Origin of the sequence: Arthrobacter dokdonellae, from assembly GCF_003268655.1 — a bacterium.
GTDB classification, from domain to species: domain Bacteria; phylum Actinomycetota; class Actinomycetes; order Actinomycetales; family Micrococcaceae; genus Specibacter; species Specibacter dokdonellae.
Genome location: NZ_CP029642.1, coordinates 1,474,142 through 1,495,093 on the forward strand (window position 1 = coordinate 1,474,142; position 20,952 = coordinate 1,495,093).

General features: G+C 67.5%; 19 protein-coding genes and 1 tRNA gene. 14 read left to right on the plus strand and 6 right to left on the minus strand.

All coding sequences use genetic code 11. The features are described from left to right. Positions 1-52 precede the first annotated feature (52 nt). From DMB86_RS06570 to DMB86_RS06585, 4 genes are all read left to right on the plus strand, one after another. Positions 53-1,540: an NAD(P)/FAD-dependent oxidoreductase gene (locus tag DMB86_RS06570; protein ID WP_113717077.1), complete on the plus strand. Its 1,488-nt coding sequence runs from the start codon at positions 53-55 to the stop codon at positions 1,538-1,540. A gap of 316 nt (positions 1,541-1,856) precedes the next feature. Further along, on the plus strand, positions 1,857-2,357 hold the full coding sequence (locus DMB86_RS06575; RefSeq protein WP_113717078.1) for a GNAT family N-acetyltransferase: 501 nt from the start codon (positions 1,857-1,859) through the stop codon (positions 2,355-2,357). Positions 2,358-2,419: 62 nt separating this feature from the next. Continuing rightward, a tRNA-Leu gene (locus DMB86_RS06580) sits at positions 2,420-2,492 on the plus strand. Between the two features lie 252 nt (positions 2,493-2,744). After that, a complete protein-coding gene (locus DMB86_RS06585) occupies positions 2,745-3,590 on the plus strand; it encodes a Bax inhibitor-1/YccA family protein (protein WP_113717079.1) in 846 nt (281 codons plus the stop codon). Between the two features lie 304 nt (positions 3,591-3,894). On the opposite strand, the gene galK is transcribed toward DMB86_RS06585, so the two are convergent. Genes galK through DMB86_RS06600 form a run of 3 tightly spaced genes read right to left on the minus strand, consistent with a single transcriptional unit; the run spans position 3,895 to position 7,099 of the window. Continuing rightward, the gene (gene galK, locus DMB86_RS06590) at positions 3,895-5,115 is read right to left on the minus strand and encodes a galactokinase (protein WP_113717080.1); all 1,221 of its coding nucleotides are present in this window, start codon (positions 5,113-5,115) and stop codon (positions 3,895-3,897) included. Then, a complete protein-coding gene (galT, locus tag DMB86_RS06595) occupies positions 5,112-6,272 on the minus strand; it encodes a galactose-1-phosphate uridylyltransferase (RefSeq protein ID WP_113717081.1) in 1,161 nt (386 codons plus the stop codon). Before galT ends, galK begins: the two co-directional genes overlap by 4 nt. After that, entirely contained in the window at positions 6,269-7,099 is an 831-nt protein-coding gene (locus DMB86_RS06600; RefSeq protein WP_113717082.1) for a DeoR/GlpR family DNA-binding transcription regulator, read from the minus strand. The genes galT and DMB86_RS06600 overlap by 4 nt, the downstream gene beginning before the upstream one ends. A gap of 156 nt (positions 7,100-7,255) precedes the next feature. On the opposite strand from DMB86_RS06600, the gene DMB86_RS06605 reads away from it, so the two are divergent. From DMB86_RS06605 to ilvA, 3 genes are all read left to right on the plus strand, one after another. Then, positions 7,256-8,176: an aldose 1-epimerase family protein gene (locus DMB86_RS06605; RefSeq protein ID WP_113719379.1), complete on the plus strand. Its 921-nt coding sequence runs from the start codon at positions 7,256-7,258 to the stop codon at positions 8,174-8,176. Between the two features lie 76 nt (positions 8,177-8,252). Further along, entirely contained in the window at positions 8,253-9,449 is a 1,197-nt protein-coding gene (locus DMB86_RS06610; protein WP_113717083.1) for an AI-2E family transporter, read from the plus strand. 52 nt (positions 9,450-9,501) lie between these two features. Continuing rightward, entirely contained in the window at positions 9,502-10,740 is a 1,239-nt protein-coding gene (ilvA, locus tag DMB86_RS06615; protein ID WP_113717084.1) for a threonine ammonia-lyase, read from the plus strand. An 89-nt stretch (positions 10,741-10,829) separates the two neighbouring features. Here the strand turns inward: ilvA and greA are convergent, their stop codons facing one another. Together greA and DMB86_RS06625 are read right to left on the minus strand one after the other, a co-directional pair. Then, on the minus strand, positions 10,830-11,321 hold the full coding sequence (gene greA / locus DMB86_RS06620; protein WP_113717085.1) for a transcription elongation factor GreA: 492 nt from the start codon (positions 11,319-11,321) through the stop codon (positions 10,830-10,832). Positions 11,322-11,522: 201 nt separating this feature from the next. Beyond that, positions 11,523-11,954 carry a DUF4307 domain-containing protein gene (locus DMB86_RS06625; RefSeq protein ID WP_129545484.1) on the minus strand — a complete coding sequence of 144 codons (432 nt, stop codon included), beginning with the start codon at positions 11,952-11,954 and terminating at the stop codon, positions 11,523-11,525. 145 nt (positions 11,955-12,099) lie between these two features. On the opposite strand from DMB86_RS06625, the gene mca reads away from it, so the two are divergent. From mca to DMB86_RS06640, 3 genes are all read left to right on the plus strand, one after another. Continuing rightward, positions 12,100-13,002 (plus strand): mycothiol conjugate amidase Mca, encoded by a 903-nt coding sequence (gene mca / locus DMB86_RS06630; protein ID WP_171814590.1) that lies wholly within the window; start codon positions 12,100-12,102, stop codon positions 13,000-13,002. Positions 13,003-13,076: 74 nt separating this feature from the next. After that, positions 13,077-13,433, plus strand: a complete 357-nt coding sequence (locus DMB86_RS06635) for a hypothetical protein (protein WP_129545485.1) — start codon at positions 13,077-13,079, stop codon at positions 13,431-13,433. 35 nt (positions 13,434-13,468) lie between these two features. Further along, positions 13,469-15,682 carry a thioredoxin domain-containing protein gene (locus DMB86_RS06640; RefSeq protein WP_113717089.1) on the plus strand — a complete coding sequence of 738 codons (2,214 nt, stop codon included), beginning with the start codon at positions 13,469-13,471 and terminating at the stop codon, positions 15,680-15,682. Positions 15,683-16,010: 328 nt separating this feature from the next. Here DMB86_RS06640 and trhA read toward each other — a convergent pair whose 3' ends face one another. Next, positions 16,011-16,670 carry a PAQR family membrane homeostasis protein TrhA gene (gene trhA, locus DMB86_RS06645; protein WP_227878633.1) on the minus strand — a complete coding sequence of 220 codons (660 nt, stop codon included), beginning with the start codon at positions 16,668-16,670 and terminating at the stop codon, positions 16,011-16,013. A 184-nt stretch (positions 16,671-16,854) separates the two neighbouring features. Between trhA and DMB86_RS06650 the strand changes: the two genes are divergently transcribed. The 4 genes from DMB86_RS06650 to DMB86_RS06665 all read left to right on the plus strand — a co-directional run bounded on the left by DMB86_RS06650 (position 16,855) and on the right by DMB86_RS06665 (position 20,912). Further along, the gene (locus tag DMB86_RS06650) at positions 16,855-17,616 is read left to right on the plus strand and encodes an isoprenyl transferase (protein WP_113719381.1); all 762 of its coding nucleotides are present in this window, start codon (positions 16,855-16,857) and stop codon (positions 17,614-17,616) included. Between the two features lie 42 nt (positions 17,617-17,658). Beyond that, complete coding sequence (locus DMB86_RS06655; protein WP_227878634.1) at positions 17,659-18,291, plus strand: YoaK family protein; 633 nt, start codon at positions 17,659-17,661, stop codon at positions 18,289-18,291. A gap of 154 nt (positions 18,292-18,445) precedes the next feature. Further along, a complete protein-coding gene (locus DMB86_RS06660; protein WP_113719383.1) occupies positions 18,446-19,774 on the plus strand; it encodes a PhoH family protein in 1,329 nt (442 codons plus the stop codon). Between the two features lie 148 nt (positions 19,775-19,922). Next, a complete protein-coding gene (locus tag DMB86_RS06665) occupies positions 19,923-20,912 on the plus strand; it encodes a DMT family transporter (protein ID WP_113717090.1) in 990 nt (329 codons plus the stop codon). Positions 20,913-20,952: the final 40 nt, after the last annotated feature.

Consider the following 20,952-nt stretch of genomic DNA (forward strand, 5'->3'; position numbering starts at 1 on the left):
CATCGCCGGACTCATTAGTGAATGTTTTCACAAAGAGCTGTACAATTGGACCATGGCACTCACTCCCACATACTCAGACCGTCCGCGCGTCCTGGTGGTAGGCGGCGGTTACGTTGGCCTCTACACGGCGTTCAAGCTGCAGAAGAAGATCGCGAACGCCGGCGGCATCGTCACCTTGGTCGATCCGCTGCCCTACATGACGTACCAGCCGTTCCTGCCCGAGGTGGCCGGCGGCAACATCGAGGCGCGCCACGCGGTGGTTTCCCACCGCCGCCACCTCAAGGAAACCGAGCTGATCCAAGGCTCTGTCACCAGCATCGACCACGAGAACCGGACCGCCGTGATTGCCCCCGCCGACGGCGGCGAGATGATTGAACTGACGTATCACGACGTCGTCCTCGCAGCAGGTGCCGTCACCCGCACCTTCCCGATCAAGGGCCTGGCCGAATCCGGCATCGGACTGAAGACCATCGAGGAAGCCGTTGCGCTGCGCAACCAGGTGCTGAACCTGATCGAGCAGGCCTCCACCGAGACCGACCCCGCCAAGCGCAAGCGAGCCTTGACATTCGTTGTCGTCGGCGGCGGCTTCGCCGGCATCGAGACCATCGCCGAACTCGAGGACATGGCCCGCGCCGCCGTCAAGCTCAACCGACGCGTGGAGCAGTCCGAACTCCGCTTCGTGCTCGTTGAAGCCATGGGCCGCATCATGCCCGAGGTCACCGAATCACAGGCCCTGTGGGTGGTGGACCACCTGCGCAGCCGCGGCGTCGAGGTCCTGCTGAACACTTCGCTGGACAATGCCGAGAACAACAACCTCAAGCTCATCAACCTCCCGGACAAGTCTGTTGCGCAGGAATTCGACGCGGATACCCTCATCTGGACGGCCGGCGTCATGGCCAACCCGATGGTCCGCTCCACCGACTTCCCGATCGAGCCCCGCGGCCGCGTCTCGGTGAACGTGAACCTCCAGATTTCCGGCGAGTTCGGAGTCATCGAAAACGCCTGGGCCGCCGGCGACGTCGCCGCCGTTCCGGACGTCACGGGCGGCCTCCCGGACGGCACCTGCGTGCCGAACGCGCAGCATGCGCTGCGCCAGGCCAAGCGCCTGGCGAACAACCTGTGGGCCAGCCGGTTCAACAAGCCCCTGAAGGGCTACAAGCACAAGAACCTTGGCGCCGTCGCCGGCTTCGGCCAGTGGAAGGGTGTCGCAAAGATCATGGGCATCCAGCTCAAGGGCGCCCCGGCCTGGTTGGCACACCGCGGCTACCACGGACTGGCCATGCCCACCGTGGAGCGCAAGGTCCGCGTCCTCATGGACTGGTTCGTCACCATGATCACCAGCCGCGACCTGACACAGCTGGAAAACCTGCAGGCACCGCGCAGCGCGTTTGTCTCCGCCGCAACCCCGAAGCCGAAGCCTGCGGCAGCGGCGCCGGCCGCCCCTGCCGAGGCTCCCAGGGCTGAAGCCCCGAAGGCCGAGGCCCCGAAGGCGGAAGCTCCGAAGGCCGAAGCCAAGGAAGAAGCTGCCGCGGCCAAGTAGCCGGCGCCTTTCCCAGCACGACCCAAGCACGACGGCGGCCCTCCCCACCTGCGGGAGGGCCGCCGTCGGCAGTTAAGGGTTTGCTTGACATTCGATGGTGCAGATCCTGCGGGCAGCCCGATTTGATGGTGCAGCTCCTGCGGGTTCGGTGGGCCGGAGGTCGCAGGAGCTGCACCGCGGATTCGCTCGTGCAGCGCATGCGGGCATTTGCCGCCGGTCAGCGCCGGGGACCTCGGCAGGGCCGGCAGTCCCGATCGCCGCGGCTGAAAGGTGGCGCGGGTGTTCCGATGCAGGCGCGGCAGAATAGACTGGGGCGATGATCCTTCGACGCGAGCAGGCACCGGACAGGCCGGAAATCCTTGCCTTGATCGAGGCTGCGTTCCCGGAACCGGTGGAGGCGCGGCTGCTGCGAGAGCTGTTTGCGTCACGCGAATACCTCCCGGAGCTCTCCCTGGTGGCGGAATCGTCCGATGGTGAGATTCAGGGCTACGTCATCAGCACCCGGGCTTGGATAGGAGACACGCCTGCCGTGGGGCTGGGCCCCATCGGGGTGTTGCCGGAACGGCAGCGGCAGGGCATCGGCGCGGCGCTCATGCATGCCTCGATCGACGCGGCGAGGGAACAGGGTGAACCGGCGATTGTCCTTCTGGGCAGCACAGACTTCTACCCCCGCTTTGGTTTCGTCCCCGCCGACTCGGTGGGGATTGCCTCGCCGGACCCCTCGTGGGGATCGCACTTCATGGCGTTGCCGCTGCCGACGTTCCATACCGGCATCCGTGGTCACTTCAGGTATGCGGAGCCGTTCAGCAAGTTGTGACGGTTGGGTTTCCGCGGTCCACATCCAGTAACGTTAAGGCGGCAGGTGCCTGCGCGTCACCCGCCCCAGTAGCCCAATGGCAGAGGCAGCAGACTTAAAATCTGCAAAGTGTCGGTTCGAGTCCGACCTGGGGTACCCACATGCCGCCCGCGGCGTCCGTTAAGAGTCCCCTTAAAGGACTGGTTTCGTTCAGAGCAAGCTCGTTCTGGCCAAGACTGAACCGCTCAGCGTGAATTTCCGTACCGCTCATCCTCAGGCCGGAAGGCTGCTGCCGCCGCCCCGCGGTCCGGAACCACAGGACCCTGGGGAACCAAAAGTCGAGGCGGATCGTCCTTTATTGGTAGGGTGGAAATAATATCCACCCCCTATTCTGGAGGAATCGACACCATGGCGCTTGGTGGAAACCCGGTCTTTGCCAACAACAAGAACTTCAAGGACAGCCCGGCCGTGCGGCGCGGCTTCCTCAACGGTGGCACCGAGACCATGCCTGCCCAGGGCACATTTTCCGCCCAGCAGCTGGAGGACATGTACAGCAAGCCGTCCGCCAATGCGCAGCAGACCGGGCGCATGACGTACGACGACGTCATCATGAAGACCGTGGGCACGCTCGCCCTGGTCCTCGCAGGCGCCGCGCTGGGCTGGATTGTCCCGCTGCTCATGATTCCCGGCATGCTCATCGGCCTGGTCCTGGGCCTGGTCAACTCCTTCAAGAAGCAGCCGTCCCCGGCCCTGATCCTTTGCTATGCATCCTTTGAGGGCATGTTCCTTGGAGGCCTCTCCGGAATGCTGGAAGGGATGTACCCGGGCATTGTGGTGCAGGCCGTGATCGGCACGCTGAGCGTTTTTGCCGTGACGCTGCTGCTGTTCCGCAACGGCAAGGTCCGCGCCACCCCGAAGATGACCCGCTTCTTCATGATCGCCCTCGGTGGCTATGCGCTGTTCTCGCTGATCAACCTGGGCCTGATGATGTTCGGCGCCACCAGCAACCCGTGGGGCCTGCGCGGCATGGACATCCCCGGCACCAGCATCCCGTTCGGTTTTGCCCTGGGCCTGCTTGCCATCGGCCTGGCCGCGTTCTCGCTGATCGTCGACTTCACGGCCATCGAGCGTGGCGTCCAGAACGGGCTGCCGGCCAAGTACTCCTGGACGGCCGCCTTCGGCCTGACGGTGACGCTCGTGTGGCTGTACGTGGAGATCCTGCGCCTGCTGGCCATCCTTCGAGGCAACGACTAGTCCCCCCTTTCCGGCCCGAGAAATCGCTGGCGCGATTTGTCGGGGACCTGGCAAGTGTGGGCCCAACCCCTTTCCGGCCCGAGAAATCGCTGGCGCGATTTGTCGGGGACCTGGCAAGTGTGGGCCCAACCCCTTTCCGGCCCGAGAAATCGCTGGCGCGATTTGTCGGGGACCTGGCAAGTGTGGGCCCAACCCCTTTCCGGCCCGAGAAATCGCTGGCGCGATTTGTCGGGGACCTGGCAAGCGTGGGCCCAACCCCGAGGGGGCCGAACCGGAATTCCGGTTCGGCCCCCTCGCGTTTAAGCTACAGCACCCGCCGGGCGCCCTCGGCGGGGGAGACGGCAAAGATGTCCGGGGCAGCGAATCCGGCCTTGGCAAAGGCGCGTACGACGCCGTCCCTCACCTTGGCCTCTTCGGCCGCCGGTACGAGCGCGATGGCCGAGCCGCCAAAGCCCCCGCCCGTCATCCGGGCGCCCAGCGCGCCATTGGCCAGGGCCGTGTCCACGGCAAGGTCCAACTCCGGGCAGGAGATCTCGAAGTCGTCGCGCATGGAGGCGTGGCTGGCGGTGAGAAGCGTGCCGATGGCGGAGGGCCCGGCCCCGGCCAGGACGGCCACCGTGTCCAGGACGCGCTGGTCCTCGGTGACGATGTGGCGCACACGCCGGAAGGTCTCGGGGTCCAAGAGGCCCGCCGCTTCGGGCAGGTCCGCCTCGGCGACGTCCCGCAGCGCGTGCACGCCCAGCACTTCAGCCCCCAGCTCGCAGGAGGCCCGGCGTGCGGCATAACCGCCGGTGGCGTGGGCATGGGTGACCTTCGTGTCCACCACGAGCACCAGCAGGTCCTCGGCGGCAAGGTCCAGGGGCACCAGCTTTGACTCCTGGGTCCGGCAGTCCAGGAACACGGCGTGACCTTCCGTGGACAACAATGACGCCGACTGGTCCAGAATGCCGGTGGGCGCCCCGACCACCTCGTTTTCGGCCCGCTGTCCCACCAGCACCAGCTCATTTGCGGTCAGCCCGGCCCCGGAAAGGTCGTTGAAGGCCGACGCGACGGCGCATTCGATGGCTGCCGAGGACGACAACCCGGCACCGGTGGGCACCGTGGAGTGCAGGAACAGGTCAAAGCCGCCGATCGCCACGCCCATCTGGCGCAGTACCCACACCACGCCCAGCGGGTAGGCAGTCCAGCCCTGCATGGTGTCGTGGGACAGCGTGGACAGGTCCACAGTGACGACCGCCTGGTCGCCGTAGCTGGAGAGCAGCCGCGCCGTGGAGTCCCCGCGCAGCGTCACGGCCACGGCAGCTGTGCGGTTGATGGCGAAGGGGAGCACAAAGCCTTCGTTGTAGTCGGTGTGCTCTCCAATGAGGTTCACCCGTCCCGGCGCGGTCCACACGCCGTCCGGCTCCTGGCCAAAGGTGGCCGTGAACCGGGCCGAAACCTCCAGGGGGCCAAGCGTCCCGGGGACCGGGGCTCCGGGGACCGGGAACCCGGAGGCCGGGGATTCGGGCTGTTGGCGTTCGGTCATGAAATGTTGGCTTTCTGATCGGCGGCGGCCGCTGGCTTGACGTCGGCTGCGGTTTTGGGGCCGGCAGACGTGGCCCTCAGCACGGCGGCGGTCTGCTCGGGGGTGGTGTCGTTGATAAAGGCGCCCATCGCGGCTTCGGAGCCGGCCAGGAACTTCAGCTTGTCGGCGGCCCGCCGCGGGGAGGTCAGCTCCAGGTGGAAACGGCCGGCCGGGCGCAGCAGGGCATCCAGCGGTGCCTGGTGCCAGGCGGCAATATAGGGTGTGGGCGTCTCATAGAGGTTGTCCAGGCGGCGCAGGATGTCTAGGTACATGACGGCCAGCTCGTCGCGTTCGGCGTTGTTCAGCGCGGCGAAGTCAGGCACGTGGCGGTGCGGGGTGAGGTGGATTTCCAGCGGCATGTGCGCGGCAAACGGCACATAGGCGCTGAAGTGCTCGCCCTGGGCAACCATCCGCTCGCCGGACTCGGACTCCTTCGCCACAATCGAGCCCAACAGCGTCTCGCGGCCTCCGGCGGCCTGGAAGTGCGACAGTGCCGCCGCGGCCATGACGGCGCTGCGCGGCGGGACGTACGAGTACGCGTAGATCTGCCCGTGTGGATGGTGGAGCGTCACGCCGATGTCCTGGCCGCGGTTCTCAAACGGGAACACCTGCTTGATGCCCGGAAGCGCGCTGAGCGCCTCGGTGCGGTGTGCCCACGCATCAATGACGGTGCGGGCGCGCTCCGTAGACAGCCCGCCAAAGGAACCGGTGTGCTCCGGTGTGAAGGCCACCACCTCGCAGCGGCCGAACGCGCGGCCCTTGGTGCCCCAGGCGGGCTTGTCCGGGATGAGCCCCACTGCCGGGCCCAGGGACGGGAAGCGGTTCTCAAACACTGCCACGTCGTAGGTGGAGTCGGGGATTTCCGAAAGGTTTGCGCCCGTGCTGGGGCACAGCGGGCACTGGTCGGCCGGCGGCAGGTAGGTGCGGGTCTGGCGGTGGGCGGCGATGGCCACCCAGTCGCCGGTCAGCGCGTCGAAGCGGAGTTCGCCGGTGTTCGCTTCGCTCCTGGCGTCCAAAGGGCGCGTGTCCACCGCCGTGTGGCTGCGGGCCGTGGCGCCGTCGTCGAAGTAGATGAGTTCGCGGCCGTCGGCCAGGCGTGTGCTGGTGGGAATGGTCATGAGTTCTTCCTGGTCGGGTTCTTCGCGGACTGCCCGCCGGCGGTCGGAACGACGGTGAGGGTGGGCACGCGGGAGGCGAACGTTTCGCGCACGGCCGCATTGACGCCGTCGTCCGTGATGACTGTGTCCACGGCGGAGAGCGGGGCAATGGTCGCGAGGGACCGGACCTGGAACTTGGTGCTGTCGGCGAGCACCACCAGCCGCCCCGTGGACTCGATGAAGGCGGCGTTGGTTTCCGCTTCCAGCAGGTTGGGGCTGGTCAGCCCGCGGGTGGCGTCCAGGCCGTGCACGCCCATGAAGCATAGATCGGTGTTGAGGTTGTGCAGGGCCAGCCGGGCCACAGGGCCCACCAGGGCCTCCGAGGGCGTGCGCTCGCCGCCGGTGACAATGACGGTGCACGAGGAGCTGCCCTGCTGCTGGTAGAGCAGCTCGGCCACTTTGAGGGAGTTCGTGACCACCGTCAGCTCGCGCAGCTGCTCCAGCTCGGTGGCCAGGTGAACGGCCAGCTGGTAGGTGGTGGTGCCGCCGGTCAGGGCCAGCGTCATGCCGGGTTTGACCAGTTTCAGGGCCTCGGCCGCAATGGCCAGCTTTGCCTCCAGCTCCTTGTCCACGTTCAGCAGGAAGCCGGGTTCGAGGGCGCTGAGCCGGGCCAGCCGCATGGCGCCGCCGTGGATTTTGCGGGCCAGGCCGTTCGCGTCCAGCGCCTCGATGTCACGCCGGATCGTCATCTCGCTGACATTCAGGGCCGCGGCGACATCCGCGACGCGTACCGCCTCGTGGAGCTGGAGCTCCTTGAGGATGCGTGCCTGGCGCTCAGGTGCCAGCATGGGGACCCCCTGTGTCTGTGACGCGTCGGCGTCTGTAGCGGTTACGGCAAAAAACAATACTTTCAAACAAAATCTTACATTAACGACGCGCCTTTGGCACCAACATTCCCGAAAGGAACGCTGTTTTTGGGCCCCGGAACCTGTAACGTGGCCTGCATGACCAACACCACAGCAGGAGCCCTGGCGGCGTCCGGCGAGCAGTTCACCCTGCACCGTGCCGGCGCCACCGCCGTCATTGCCTCGCTGGCCGCGGGCCTGCGCCACTACGACCGCGGCGGCGTGGACCTGGTGGAAAGCTACGGCACGGGCGGGATCGCCCCGGGGGCGGCCGGCCTCACCATGGCGCCCTTTGCCAACCGGGTGGACGGCGGCCGCTGGGAGCTCGACGGCAAGCCGCAGCAGCTGGACATCACCGAAGTGCCGCGCAACAACGCCATCCACGGTCTGCTGCGCAACACCGGCTATGCGGTGCTGGAGTCGTCCGAGGAGCACGTGCTCCTGGAGGCCGCCATCTATCCGCAGCACGGCTACCCGTTTCTGGCCCGCCACCAGGTCCGCTACGAACTCTCCGCCGACGGCGCCCTGCGGGTGTCGCAGACGCTCGTCAACGACTCCCCGCGGCGGGCGCCCTTTGTCCTCGGCGCGCATCCCTACTTCCGGCTGGGCGACACCGCCCCGGAACAGTTGCGCGTCACCGTGGACGCCGCCAGCTACCTGGCCGCCAATGACCGCATGATTCCCACGCAGACCCTTCCGGTGGACGCCGCCCATGATCTCCGCGGCGGCCGCCTGCTCCCGGACGCCGTGATGGACACGGCCTTCACCGGCCTGGCGTCCGACGGCGGGACGCGCCATATGGTCTCGGCCCCGGACGGGCGCAGCGTGAGCCTGTGGCACGACGCCTCCGTTTCCTACGTCCAAGTCTTTGTCACCCGGGATTTCCCCGGACGGACGCTGGCCGTGGCCATGGAACCGATGACCGGCCCGGCGAACGCGTTCAACTCGGGCGACGGACTCAAATGGCTGGACCCGGGGGAGCAGTTCACCATGCGCTGGGGGATCGACGCCGAGCTGTAGCAGGTGCGGCGTTGAACCGCGGCCCTGAAATGGACGCCGTTTTACGTATTTTTGCCGCATGGGGAATTATTGGTCTATGACGCCCGTGCAGCAGCAACCAGAGCGCCCCAGCCAAGCAGCTCCCAGTGACCGCCCCGTGGTCCCGTTCGGCATGCAGGTGGCCGGCGCGTGGGCCTGGCGCGTTGGGCTGGTCCTGGTCGTGTCCGCGATGGTGGTGTGGCTGCTGGGCCAGGTGAGCCTGCTGGTCATCCCGCTCATGGTCGCCGCCCTGTTCAGTGCCCTGCTGCGCCCGCTCGTCAACAAACTGCAAAGCGTCGGAGTGCCGCAGTGGCTTGCCGTGAGCGGCACCCTGGTCGGGTTGATAGTGGTGGTCGTGGGCGGACTGTTCCTGGTCGGGCGCCAAATGGCATCGGGCCTTGCCGAGCTGGCCAGCCAGGCACTCCGGGGCTTGATCCAGGTCCAGGACTGGCTGACGACCGGGCCGCTGGGCCTGAGCAACGACCAGATCGACAAGTACCTGCAGGAAGCCCTTGCCGCCCTGCAAAACAACAGCAGCACCATCGTCTCCAAGGCCCTGGGCATTGGGAGCGGGTTCGGCCACTTTGGCGCCGGGCTGCTGCTGACAGTGTTCATCCTGGTCTTTTACCTCCTCGAAGGGGAGAACATCTGGGCCTTTGTGGTCCGGCTGTTCCCGCGCCGGGCGCGGTCCCCGATTGACGGCGCGGGCCGGCGCGGCTGGCTGTCCCTGGGCAACTACGTGCGCATCCAGATACTGGTCGCCGCCGTGGACGCGATCGGCATCGGGGCAGGCGCCGCGATCATCCAGGTGCCGCTGGCCCTGCCACTGGGCGTGCTGGTCTTCGTCGGGTCGTTCATCCCCGTCGTCGGTGCGCTCGTCACGGGCGCCGTGGCGGTGCTGCTGGCCCTGGTGGCCAACGGCTGGGTGAATGCGCTGATCATGCTGGGCATCGTGCTGCTCGTCCAGCAGCTGGAAAGCCACCTGCTCCAGCCATTCATCATGGGCCGGGCCGTGAACCTGCATCCCGTGGCAGTGATCCTGGCCGTGACGGCCGGCTCCACCGTGGCCGGCATCCTTGGCGCCCTGTTCGCCGTGCCGGTGCTGGCCGTGGCCAATTCCTTCATCCGCTACATCGCCGCCCGCGGCTGGGAGCCCGACCTCGTCCTCCCCGGCGCGCTGCCTGAAGGCGGGCTGGAGGACGCAACGGAAGTGCCGGCGTCGTCCGCCAGACCAGGCCCGGACACGCAGCAGTAGCCCGCTGCCCCACGATTCAACCCCGCAACACATAAGGAAAGAGAACAATACAGTGAACGCAGCAGGCAACCTTCCCGTAACCCTCGCCGATGTTGAAGCCGCACGCGAGCTGTTGCAGGAAATTATTGCGTTCACGCCCATTGAAAGTTCGCGGGCGCTGGGGCGGATGACCGGCTCGGACGTGTTTCTCAAGTGTGAGAACCTGCAGCGGGCCGGCTCGTTCAAGGTGCGCGGCGCCTACGTGCGCATGGCCAGGCTGTCAGCGGAGGAGCGGGCGCGGGGCGTGGTGGCGGCGTCGGCCGGAAACCACGCCCAGGGCGTGGCCGTCGCCGCGAAGGCGCTGGGCATCAAGGCCCGCATCTACATGCCCGTGGGCGTGGCACTGCCCAAGCTGGCCGCGACGCGTGGGCATGGGGCCGAGGTGGTGCTGCACGGCTACAACGTGGACGAGTCACTGGCCGAGGCCGAACGCTACGCCAATGAAACCGGCTCGGTGTTCGTCCACCCGTTCAACAACGTCGATGTCGTCTCCGGACAGGGCACCATCGGCCTGGAAATCCTGGACCAGATCCCCAACGTGGACACCGTCATCATGGGCGTCGGCGGCGGCGGGCTGCTGGCCGGGGTGGCCGTGGCCGTCAAGGCCCGCGCCAAGGAACTGGGCCGCGAGATCCGCGTGATCGGCGTGCAGGCGGAAAACGCCGCCGCCTACCCGCCGTCGCTGGCCGCTGACGCCCTGGTGCCGCTGAAGAAGGTCTCCACGATGGCCGACGGCATCGCGGTCGGCCGGCCCGGGCAGCTGCCGTTCTCGATCATCCGCGAACTCGTGGACGACGTCATCACGGTCAGCGAGGATTCGCTGGCGCGGGCCCTGATCTTCCTGCTGGAACGGGCCAAGATGGTGGTCGAACCGGCTGGGGCAGTGGGCGTGGCCGCGCTCATGGAAGGCAAGATCGAGAACCCTGGCACCACCGCCGTGATCCTCTCCGGCGGCAACATCGACCCCATGCTCATGCTCAAGGTCATCCAAAGGGGCCTTTCGGCGGCCGGGCGGTTCTTGACGGTGCGCATGATGCTCAACGACCGCCCGGGATCGCTGGCCACCATCTCGCGGATCATCGCCGAGAACGACGCCAACGTCACGGGCGTGGACCACACCCGCGTGGGCGGTTCCATCTCGATGGGGGATGTCTCCATCACGGTCAACCTGGAGACGAAGGGCCATGAGCACTGCGAACAGGTCCTGACCGCACTGCGCTCCGAAGGCTTCCAGCCGATCGTGGTGCATTAAAAAACTGACCCGCAGCAGATGTCGAAAAAACGCGATTTCGAGGCGTTTTTCGACATCTGCTGCGGGTCAGTTGGGCCCAGGGGACGCGGTCAGCTCTCGTACGGCTTGGCGGAGAGAATTTCGACGTCGATCGTCTTGCCGTTGGGGGCGACATAGCTGAGCTTGTCGCCCACCTTGTGGCCCATGATGGCCATGCCGAGGGGGGAACGCTCGCTGAAGACGTCCATGTCGGTGGTGCCGACTTCGCGGCTGCCCAGCAGGAACTTGGTCGCGTCGCCGGCGATGGTGGCGCCAACCACCATGCCCTGTTCCACAATGCCGTCGTCGGCCGGGGCCTCGCCCACATGGGCGTTGCGCAGGAGCTCGCTCAACTGGCGGATGCGGGCCTCGATCTTGCCCTGTTCATCCTTGGCGGCGTGGTAGCCGCCGTTCTCCTTCAGATCGCCCTCGGAACGGGCCTGCTCGATCTTGCTGACGATTTCCGCGCGGCCGGGGCCGGAAAGCTGCGTCAGCTCGGCCTGGAGACGGTCAAAGGCTTCCTGGGTCAGCCAGGCAGCGGACGCACTGTTAGTGGTAGGCACGAAGTTCTCCTTGAATGTACATAAAACAAAGACCCCGCTAACGGCGGTTCCAATGGTGTTCCACGGCTGGCGTGCCCATCGGGCGACGGACACCATCCATGCGCGGAATTTCCACGGTTGACCAAGCGGGGTGAAGATAATATTGACAAGTTTAGTCAATAAGCCGGATAAACCCAAGAATCGCGCGGGGCCGTGTCATGGTCAGTGCACTATCCAGCATTCCTGGACCAGCCCCGTCACGGCGGGGGCGTCGGTGCGCAGCGCGCCGCGCACCGTCGTCGTGCGTCCGGAATCGGTGCCGGACCCGTTGCCGTTGGGGCCGATCGTGATGACCTTGAAGCCCACCACGGCGTAGGAATCGTTCATCGCCTGCAGGGCGCACCTGGCGGTGGCGGAGGGGTCCTTGGTCACAGCCACGTCCACGGTGGTCAGGGTGGGATCGACCACCTGGTAGCTGATCAGCTTGTTGTCGACGCCGGAGTTGTTGCCGACGGTGGCCCAAAAAACCCAGACAAGCCCCAGGACGCCCACCAGGGCAAGGGCCAGGATCCGGGACTTTTTGGACATCGCCCGCTTGGGGGTGCCGTATCGATTGGCTACGCTGGTAGCTGCCGGAGTTTCTGAATTTGTCACTGCATCCACTGGTGTCTTGATCCGCGGCTGGGCCGGGGGCTGGCCGCCCACGATGGGGCGTATAGGACAGTACGAGTTTAGCGTTTATTCCTGCAGACGTTTTTCGTCCACACTGTACTAAGAATCGAAGGTAGCCGACGTGACCATCAATGAAGGGCACACAGCCGTTCCACTCCGCCTGTTGGCCGTGCACGCCCATCCCGATGACGAGGCCAGCAAGGGCTCGGCCACGATGGCCTCCTACGTGGCCGCAGGGGTGCGGATCATGGTCGCCACGTGCACGGGCGGGGAACGCGGCGGCATCCAAAATCCCGGCATGGCCGGCGACGCCCATGCCGCCCGCGACATGGCCGGCGCGCGACGGCTCGAGATGGCCCGGGCGGCAAAAATTTTGGGCATCGAGCACCAGTGGCTGGGCTTCATGGATTCGGGCCTGCCCGAGGGCGATCCGCTGCCGCCCCTGCCGGCTGGCTGCTTTGCGCTGAAACCGTTGGAGATTGCCGCGGCGCCTCTGGTGCGCCTGGTGCGCCGCTTCCGTCCCCACGTGATCGTCTCCTACGACGAGAAGGGCGGCTATCCGCACCCGGACCACATCATGGCCCACAAAGTGGCCGTGGAGGCGTACCACGCTGCGGGCGACCCGGAGCGGTACCCGGGCGCGGGGGAGGCGTGGGAGCCGCAAAAGCTCTACTACGACCTGGCCTTCAACCCGCAGCGCTTCCGCGCCCTGCATTTTGCACTCCAGGAAGCAGGGCTGGCCTCGCCGTACGCCCAGCGCCTGGCGGCCTGGCTGGAGGCGGACAGCGAAGGCCACACCCCGCCGGCCGGGACCCACCCGGCCACCACACAGGTTGACTGCGGCGAGTTCTTTGAAAAGCGCGACGAGGCCCTCCGCGCCCATGCCACCCAGGTGGACCCGGACGGCTTCTTCTTCGCCGTCAGCCCAGACATGCAGCGGAAGGTGTGGCCGTGGGAGGATTATTCGCTCATCGAATCCCGCGTTCCGTCGCCCCTGCCGGAAAACGACCTGTTTGCTGGCCTACGATAGGTAGTGGACATGTTCCGGCACCGCACCAAGCCTTCCGGGACCCAACCTGCCGGGGATGAAACGAAAGACAAATTGTGCACCCATTGATTTTGCTCGCCGCGACGCCGTCACCGAGCCCCACCATCCCCAGCCTGCGTGCGGGCCTCTCGGACGACCAGATCGGTCCCGGCTTCCTGGGCTTCCTGGCCATGGCCTTCATCGTGGCCATCATGTTCTTCCTGATCCGTGACATGGTCAAGCGCATTCGCCGCGTCCGCTACCGCGCCCAGGTGGCGGAGAATGCCGCGGGCGGCTCCCACGGGCCCGATGCCGAATACCTTGCCATTCCCATCGTCTCGGACGACGCCGCCCGTTCCGCAGGTGCCCAGGGCGCCGACACGTCGGGACAGCAGGCGCCGGACGGTTCCAAGCCCAACAGCGGCGGGCAGTAGCGCTTCATCCAGCAGGGCAACCACAGGAGGCTTCCATGAACCGGCTGGCCGGCGAACCGAGCGCCTACCTGCGCCAACATGCCGGGAACCCGGTGGACTGGCAGCCCTTTGACGACGACGCCTTTGCCGAAGCGCGGGAACGGAATGTTCCGGTGTTTCTCTCCATCGGCTACGCCGCCTGCCACTGGTGCCATGTCATGGCCGGGGAATCCTTTGAGGACCCGGAGATCGGGGCCTACCTGCGCGGGCATTTTGTCTCCATCAAGGTGGACCGCGAGGAACGCCCGGACGTGGACGATGCCTACATGGCCGCCACCCAAGCCCTGAGCGGGCAGGGCGGCTGGCCCATGAGCGTCTTCCTGACGCCGTCGGGCCAGGCATTTTACGCAGGGACCTACTTTCCGCCGCGGCCAGTCTCGGGACGGCCGTCCTTCCGGCAGGTGCTCGAGGCCGTGGTGGAGGCCTGGACCGAACGGCCCACGGAGGTCCTCGCCACCGCGGAAGCCGTCGCCGCGGCCCTGGCCGATCCGGTGTGGCGGGTTCGCGCGGACGGCGGGGCGGGCAGTGACGGTCCGTCAGGCGCCGTTGTTGTTTCGTCGGGCAGCCCGGACGGCTCCGCGTGGACGCGGACCCTTTCCGCCGCCGCCGGTGAAGCGGTGGCTGCCATGGCGGGTGCCGAAGACCAGGTCCACGGCGGTCTGGGCACGGCGCCGAAGTTCCCGCCCACGCCCGGACTGGAGTTCCTGATCAGGCATGCCGCCGGCGACGGGGAGTCGGCCCGCAAGGCGTTTGGCTTGGCCGGGCGGACGCTTGGCGCCATGGTCAACTCCGCGTTGTTCGACCAGGTAGGCGGCGGCTTTGCCCGCTACAGCGTCACGGCCGATTGGTCCGAGCCGCACTACGAAAAAATGTTGTACGACAACGCAGGCCTGCTGCGCGTCCTCGTCCACTGGGTTCGGCTGGCGGAAGCGCGGCCCGAGGAGCTTGCGGCGGAGGCTGCCAGGCTGGAGGCTGCCGGGGCGGCGGACCAGGTGCACCACATCCATGACACCACCGGGCCCGTGCCGCTGTCCGTCACCGACGCCCGCCGGGCCGTGGCGGCGACCATCGGCTGGCTCGTGGCCGAACTGCGGCTGCCGGAAGGCGCCTTCGCCTCCTCCCTGGACGCCGACACCGTCATCGACGGGATCCACCGTGAGGGGGCCAGCTACCAGTGGAGCCTCGAGGACCTGCGGCGGGCGGCAGGCGGGCAGCGTGCGGAAGCCGCGTCCGACGTCGGACATTTCATGGGGATTCCCGCTTCCGGGGCGGCCCCGCTCCACCCGGGAAGGGCGCTGACGCCGGAAGAGCGTGCGGCGTGGGAGCGCCTGCTTCCGGCGCTGCGGGAACAGCGGGCGGCCCGGGTGATGCCGGCCCGGGATGACAAGGTCGTGGCGTCGTGGAATGGCATGCTCCTGGCGTCGCTGGCGGAGGCTGCCATGGTTCTCGGCGAGCCCGGCTGGCTGGAGCACGCCGTCGAACTGGCACGGTATTTGCGCCGTGTCCACTGGGACGGGGCCGTGCTGCGGCGCGTTTCGCACGACGGCCGGGCGCAGGGGATCGAGGGGCTGCTGGAGGATTACGCGGCGTGCGCCGACGGCTGCTTTGCGCTCTACGCGGCAACGGGGGACGGCCAGTGGTTCGATTTTGCGGCCGGCCTGGTGGCCGCGGCACAGCGTTTTGTCCAGGACGGAACGGTGTTCAACAGCGCTTCCGGTGCGGGTTCGATGGCCGGCGCCCCGGCCGGCGCGCGGTTTGCCGAACCCTTCGACAGCGCGACCGCCGCACCGGTGGCCCTGCTGTCCGGCTCGCTGGTCACGTATGCGGCGTATACGGGGTCCACCGGCCACCGGGGGCTGGCGGAAAATTTGTTGGCGACGGTGCCGGAGCTGGCCCGGCGCGCGCCGCGTTCGGCCGGTGGCGTGCTCGCCGTGGCCCAGGCCATGGCGGCCGGCCCCGTGGAAACGGCCATCGTCGGCAGGCCGGGCCCCGGGCGTGACGCGATGGTCCGTAGGGCCTGGGCGTCGCCGGCGCCGGGCATGGTGATTTCCGTCTGGGACGGCTCGGGCGCCCCCGCGGTGCCGCTGCTTGGGGGCCGTGCGCTGCCCGACGACGCCGGGCCGGACGTCCCGCCCTTGGCCTACGTATGCCGCGACATGGTGTGTGCGCGGCCTGCCGCCTCCGTGGAGGAGCTCGGCAGGCTGCTCTGAGCCGCCGCCTCCCATGGACGCTCCTGCAGATCCGGGGCGTTGTAGGTGGACGCTCCTGCAGGTCCGGGGCAGGGCAGGGTGGTTCAGGTTCGGGACCGGTCGAGTCCCAGATGACGGCTCAGGCAGGAATTTGTCACGCTGCCGGAATCCATGGTGCTGATTATTGGGCCCGGCTGTTTCGACGGTGCAGCTACTGCGGGCGGAATGCGCGGCAGGTCGCGGGATCTGCACCATCGGTTTTGGCGGGTCGCAGCATGTGCAGGAGCGTCGCGGAATAGTGACCCGGATCTGCAGGAGCGTCGTCCGTACGGTGGACGTGGGAGGCGGCCTATCCGAACAGCACCAGCGCCACGGCGACGAAGTGGGAGGCGAAACCCGCCACCGTCAGGGCGTGAAACAGCTCGTGGAAGCCGAAGTGGCGCACGCTGAAGTTGGGCCGCTTGACGCCGTAGATGACGGCACCGGATATGTAAAACACCCCGCCCAGGCAAATCAGCAGGGTGGGGACCGCGCCCGCCGCCCAGAACTGCGGCAGGAAGAACAGCGCCGTGATGCCGAGCAGCACGTAGAGGGGGACGTACAGCCACCGCGGTGCCCCGACCCACAAAACGCGAAACAGAACGCCGAGCACGGCGCCGGTCCAGATCAGCCACAACAGGACGGTCGCCGTCGAACGCGGCAGCATCAGCGCAGAGAGCGGCGTGTAGGAGCCGGCTATGACCAGCATGATGTTGCTGTGGTCGAACCGTTTCAGCAGCAACTTGGCCGGCGGCTGCCAGTTGACGAGGTGATATAGCGCACTCGTACCAAATAAAAGCACTCCCGTGCCCGTGTAGATTGCCGTGGTCAACCTGGCTGTGGTCCCCGGCGCCAGAAGGATCAGCATCAGACCCGCTACCAAGACCACCGGCGCTGCCCCTGCGTGAAGCCAGCCCCGCCAGCTCGGTTTTACGTCTGCCGGTAGAGAGGGGCTCATGTCAAAAATCATAGTCCGTGCAGCCCTAAGTTACTTGACGGTAGCGAACGTCTACTGCGGAGTAACCCAAAGCTGCCGCGGGCTTCACCACAATGTCCCGGCCGGGCAGGTAACCTAGGACCAGCACGTTTCCCCCGGCCGCCTGGCCATGATCCGGAAGGTCCGGCGCGCCCCCATGCATTTGTTCTCCGGCCCCATGCGGATGCCGAAATTCCTGTACCACTACTACGAGCGCCGCCTTGGCCGGTCTCTTGACCTCAGCAGCGTGCCCCGGCACATCGGCGTCATGGTGGATGGGAACCGCCGCTGGGCCAGGCAGTTCAACGCACCCACCAGCCAGGGGCATCAAGCCGGCGCGGACAAGATTCTCGAGTTCCTGGGGTGGTGCCAGGACCTGGGCATCAAGGTCGTCACGCTCTACATGCTGTCCACGGACAACATGAGCCGTTCGCCCGAGGAACTGGACGAGCTCATGGGCATCATCGCCAACACCCTTGACCTGCTCGACGCCGACGAGGACATCAGCGTCCACGCCATGGGCGCCCCCGAGCTGCTCCCCGACTACCTCGCGCAGCGCCTGTCCTCCCTGACGGCCCGGGTTCCGGCCAAGGAGCGCATCCACGTCAACCTGGCCATCGGCTACGGGGGGCGCCGCGAGATTGTCGACGCCGTCCGTGAGCTCATGCACGACGCCGACGACGCGGGCCGCACCATGGCGGAAGTCGCGGACAGCCTGACCGTGGACGACATCTCCAGGTTCCTGTACACCCGGGGACAGCCGGACCCTGACCTGGTCATCAGGACTTCCGGGGAGCAGCGCCTGTCCGGCTTCCTCATGTGGCAGAGCGCGTACAGCGAGTTTTACTTTTGCGAGGCCCTCTGGCCGGCCTTTCGGCGCATCGACTTCCTGCGGGCCCTGCGCGACTACGCCGGGCGCAGCCGCCGATTCGGCGGCTAGCCGGAAGGTGCCATGCACAGCCATCACAGGAATGAAGTCATCATGGCCGGCGTACTGTCGTCGGCCGCCGGTTTTGTTGACGCCGTCGGCTTCATCCATCTGGGTGGCTACTTCGTCTCCTTCATGAGCGGCAACTCCACCCGCGCCGGCGCGGCACTGGCCGAGGGGAACCCGCGCGGTTTCGTGTTGGCGATGGGCCTGGTGGCCGCGTTCACGGCCGGCGTCATTTCCGCGTCGATCCTGCGCCGCCTGGTCCCGTCCCGCAGACGCATGTGGGTGTTGCTGTACGTGACAGCGGCGCTGGGGCTCGCCGTCGTACTTTTTGACCTGGACGCGGCGGTGTGGCTGGCCCCGCCCGCCATGGCGCTGGCCATGGGCGCCGAGAACGTGATCTTTGAGCGCGACGGCGAGGTCAGCATTGGCCTGACGTACATGACGGGCACGCTGGTGAAGATGGGCCAGCAGATGGCGGCTGCGCTGACCGGCGGCAACCGGCTGGGCTGGGTGCGCTACCTTTTCCTGTGGCTCTCGCTGACGCTGGGGTCGATCGTGGGCGGCTTTGCCTATTTCGCGCTCAACCTCAACGCCCTGTGGGTTTCGGTGGCCATTTTCCTGGTGGTCCTGGCCGTCAATGCCCGCTCGCGAGCGCCTGAAGGCGTGCGGCCCAAGAGTTAATGCCGCGTTCAGCTGCGTGTTGCGCGTGGCGCACCGATCCCTCCCGCAGCCGGAGTACTTTGGCACTAACGGAGGGCAACTCCGCCCGCCGTACCTATTTGAGTTCCAGGTGCACCGCCGGCCTGGAAAGGCTGGAGTCGACGTGGTTGAGACGATGAAACTCGAACGGCATGCACCGCACACGGCGCCCGCGAGGCTGCGGAGCTACGTCATTGACACCTCTGTGCTGCTTTCGGACCCGCGGGCCATCCTGCGCTTTGCGGAGCACGAGGTGATTGTTCCGATCGTGGTGATTTCGGAACTGGAGTCCAAGCGCCACGACCCCGAGCTGGGCTACTTTGCCCGCACGGCCCTGCGCCTGCTGGACGAGCTCCGCGAAAAGCACGGCGGCCTGGCCAACCCCATTTCCCTGGGGGACGACGGCGGGACCTTCCGTGTGGAGCTCAACCACATTTCCGCCGAGGTGCTTCCCGCCGGCTTCCGTGGGACGGACAACGATTCGCGCATCCTGGCCGTCGCCAAGAACCTGGCCAACGAGGGCATGGACGTGACGCTGGTGTCCAAGGACGTGCCCATGCGCGTGAAGGCCTCGGCCATGGGGCTGGCCGCCGACGAATACCGCAACGAGCTGGTCAAGGACTCGGGCTGGACCGGAGTGGCGGAAATCGACATAACCGAGGAGGAGATGGCGGCACTCTACAACCACGAGGCCGTCGCGGTCCCCGAGGCGGCGGTCCTGCCGGTCAACACCTCCCTGGTGCTGACCAGCAGCCGTGGTTCCGCGCTCGGCCGGGTGGGCGCGGACCAGCAGGTGCGCCTCGTCAAGGGCGACCGCGACGTGTTTGGGCTGCACGGGCGTTCGGCCGAGCAGCGCCTGGCCTTGGACCTGCTCATGGACCCCGAGGTCGGCATCGTCTCGCTGGGCGGGCGCGCCGGCACGGGCAAGAGCGCGCTCGCCCTGTGCGCCGGGCTCGAGGCGGTGCTGGAGCGCAACGAGCACCGCAAGGTGGTGGTCTTCCGGCCGCTCTATGCCGTGGGCGGGCAGGAGCTGGGCTTCCTGCCCGGCTCCGAAGGCGAGAAGATGAACCCCTGGGCACAGGCAGTCTTTGACACGCTGGGCTCAGTGGTCAGCGACCGGGTCATGGACGAGATCATGGAGCGCGGCCTGCTTGAGGTGCTGCCGCTGACACACATCCGTGGCCGCTCGCTGCACGACTCCTTCGTGATCGTCGATGAGGCGCAGTCGCTGGAAAAGAACGTGCTCCTGACGGTGATGAGCCGGATCGGCCAAAACTCCAAGATCGTCCTCACCCACGACGTCGCCCAGCGCGACAACCTCCGGGTCGGGCGCCACGACGGGATCGCCGCCGTCGTTGAAACCCTCAAGGGTCACCCGCTCTTTGGCCATGTCACCCTGACCCGCTCCGAGCGTTCGCCCATCGCCGCACTGGTCACCGAGATGCTGGAGCGCGCCGAAATCTAGCGTTTGCGCGGCACGCACGTCGCCGGCCGTCCGCTTCGCGGGGCGGCCGGCGCTATGGTGGGGCGTTCGCCCAAAGGCGGGACCCGGCCAGGCTTGGATGCGGCGCCGTCGATGCCTGCCGTGAAACTCCGGGGATAGACTCAGGAACATGCCCCGACAGCTTCCTGCGCCGGTCCGCCTCGGCCTGGCCATGGTCGCCGGGCTGGCCCTTGCCGTGCAGTCCCGGATCACCGGAACCATGGGGCTGCGGCTGGGCGACGGCCTGGCCGCCGCGCTGGTCAGCTTTGGCGCCGGCCTGCTGCTCATGGTCGTGCTGGCCCTGGGCACGCGGGGCGGGCGGGCCGGGATGGCCGCCCTGCGCGGCGGCCTGGCCCGGCGCGAGCTGCCCCGCTGGTACCTGGTGGCCGGCGCGGTTGGCGCCGCAGTGGTTTTCGCCCAGGGGGTCACGGTCGGGACGGTCGGCGTGGCGCTGTTCACCATCGCCCTGGTGGCCGGACAGACCGTCAGCGGGCTGCTGGTCGACCGGATGGGCTTTGCGGCGGGCGGGAGAAAGCGGCTGACCGCCCCGCGACTGGCCGGTTCAGTGCTGACGATGGGCGCCGTCGTCTGGGCGGTCTCCGCCAGGTTCACCGCGCTCGGGCCGTGGGGCCTGTCCCTGCTTCTGCTGCCCCTGCTTGCGGGCCTGTTCTACGGGTTCCAGCAGGCGATGAACGGGCGCATCGCCGCGGCGGCCGGCACGCCGCTGACCGCCACCCTGACCAACTTCGCCGCCGGCACGGTGGTGCTCCTGGCGGCGTGGCTGGCCAGGCTGCCGTTCGCCCCGCCCGCGCACGCCCTGCCGCACGAGTGGTGGCTCTATTGCGCCGGGCCGCTGGGCGTCGTCGTGGTCTTCCTCAGCTCGGCGCTGGTGCGGCGGATCGGCGTCCTGCTGCTTGGACTGGGCGCCGTCGCCGGCCAGCTGGTCGGATCCCTGCTGCTCGACCTCGCCTTTCCCACGCCAGCCACGGCGGTCGGCACCGCCACCGTGCTCGGCACGGCCTTGACCCTGTTCGCCGTCCTGGTGGCGGCCGCGCCCTGGCGAAGGAACCCGGCGCCGGCCCACCTGCCGCCGGTGCGCGCCTCCACCGCTCGGCGCTAAGCCGCCGGGACTGGGGGCCGGCGGGACTGGGGGCCGGTGT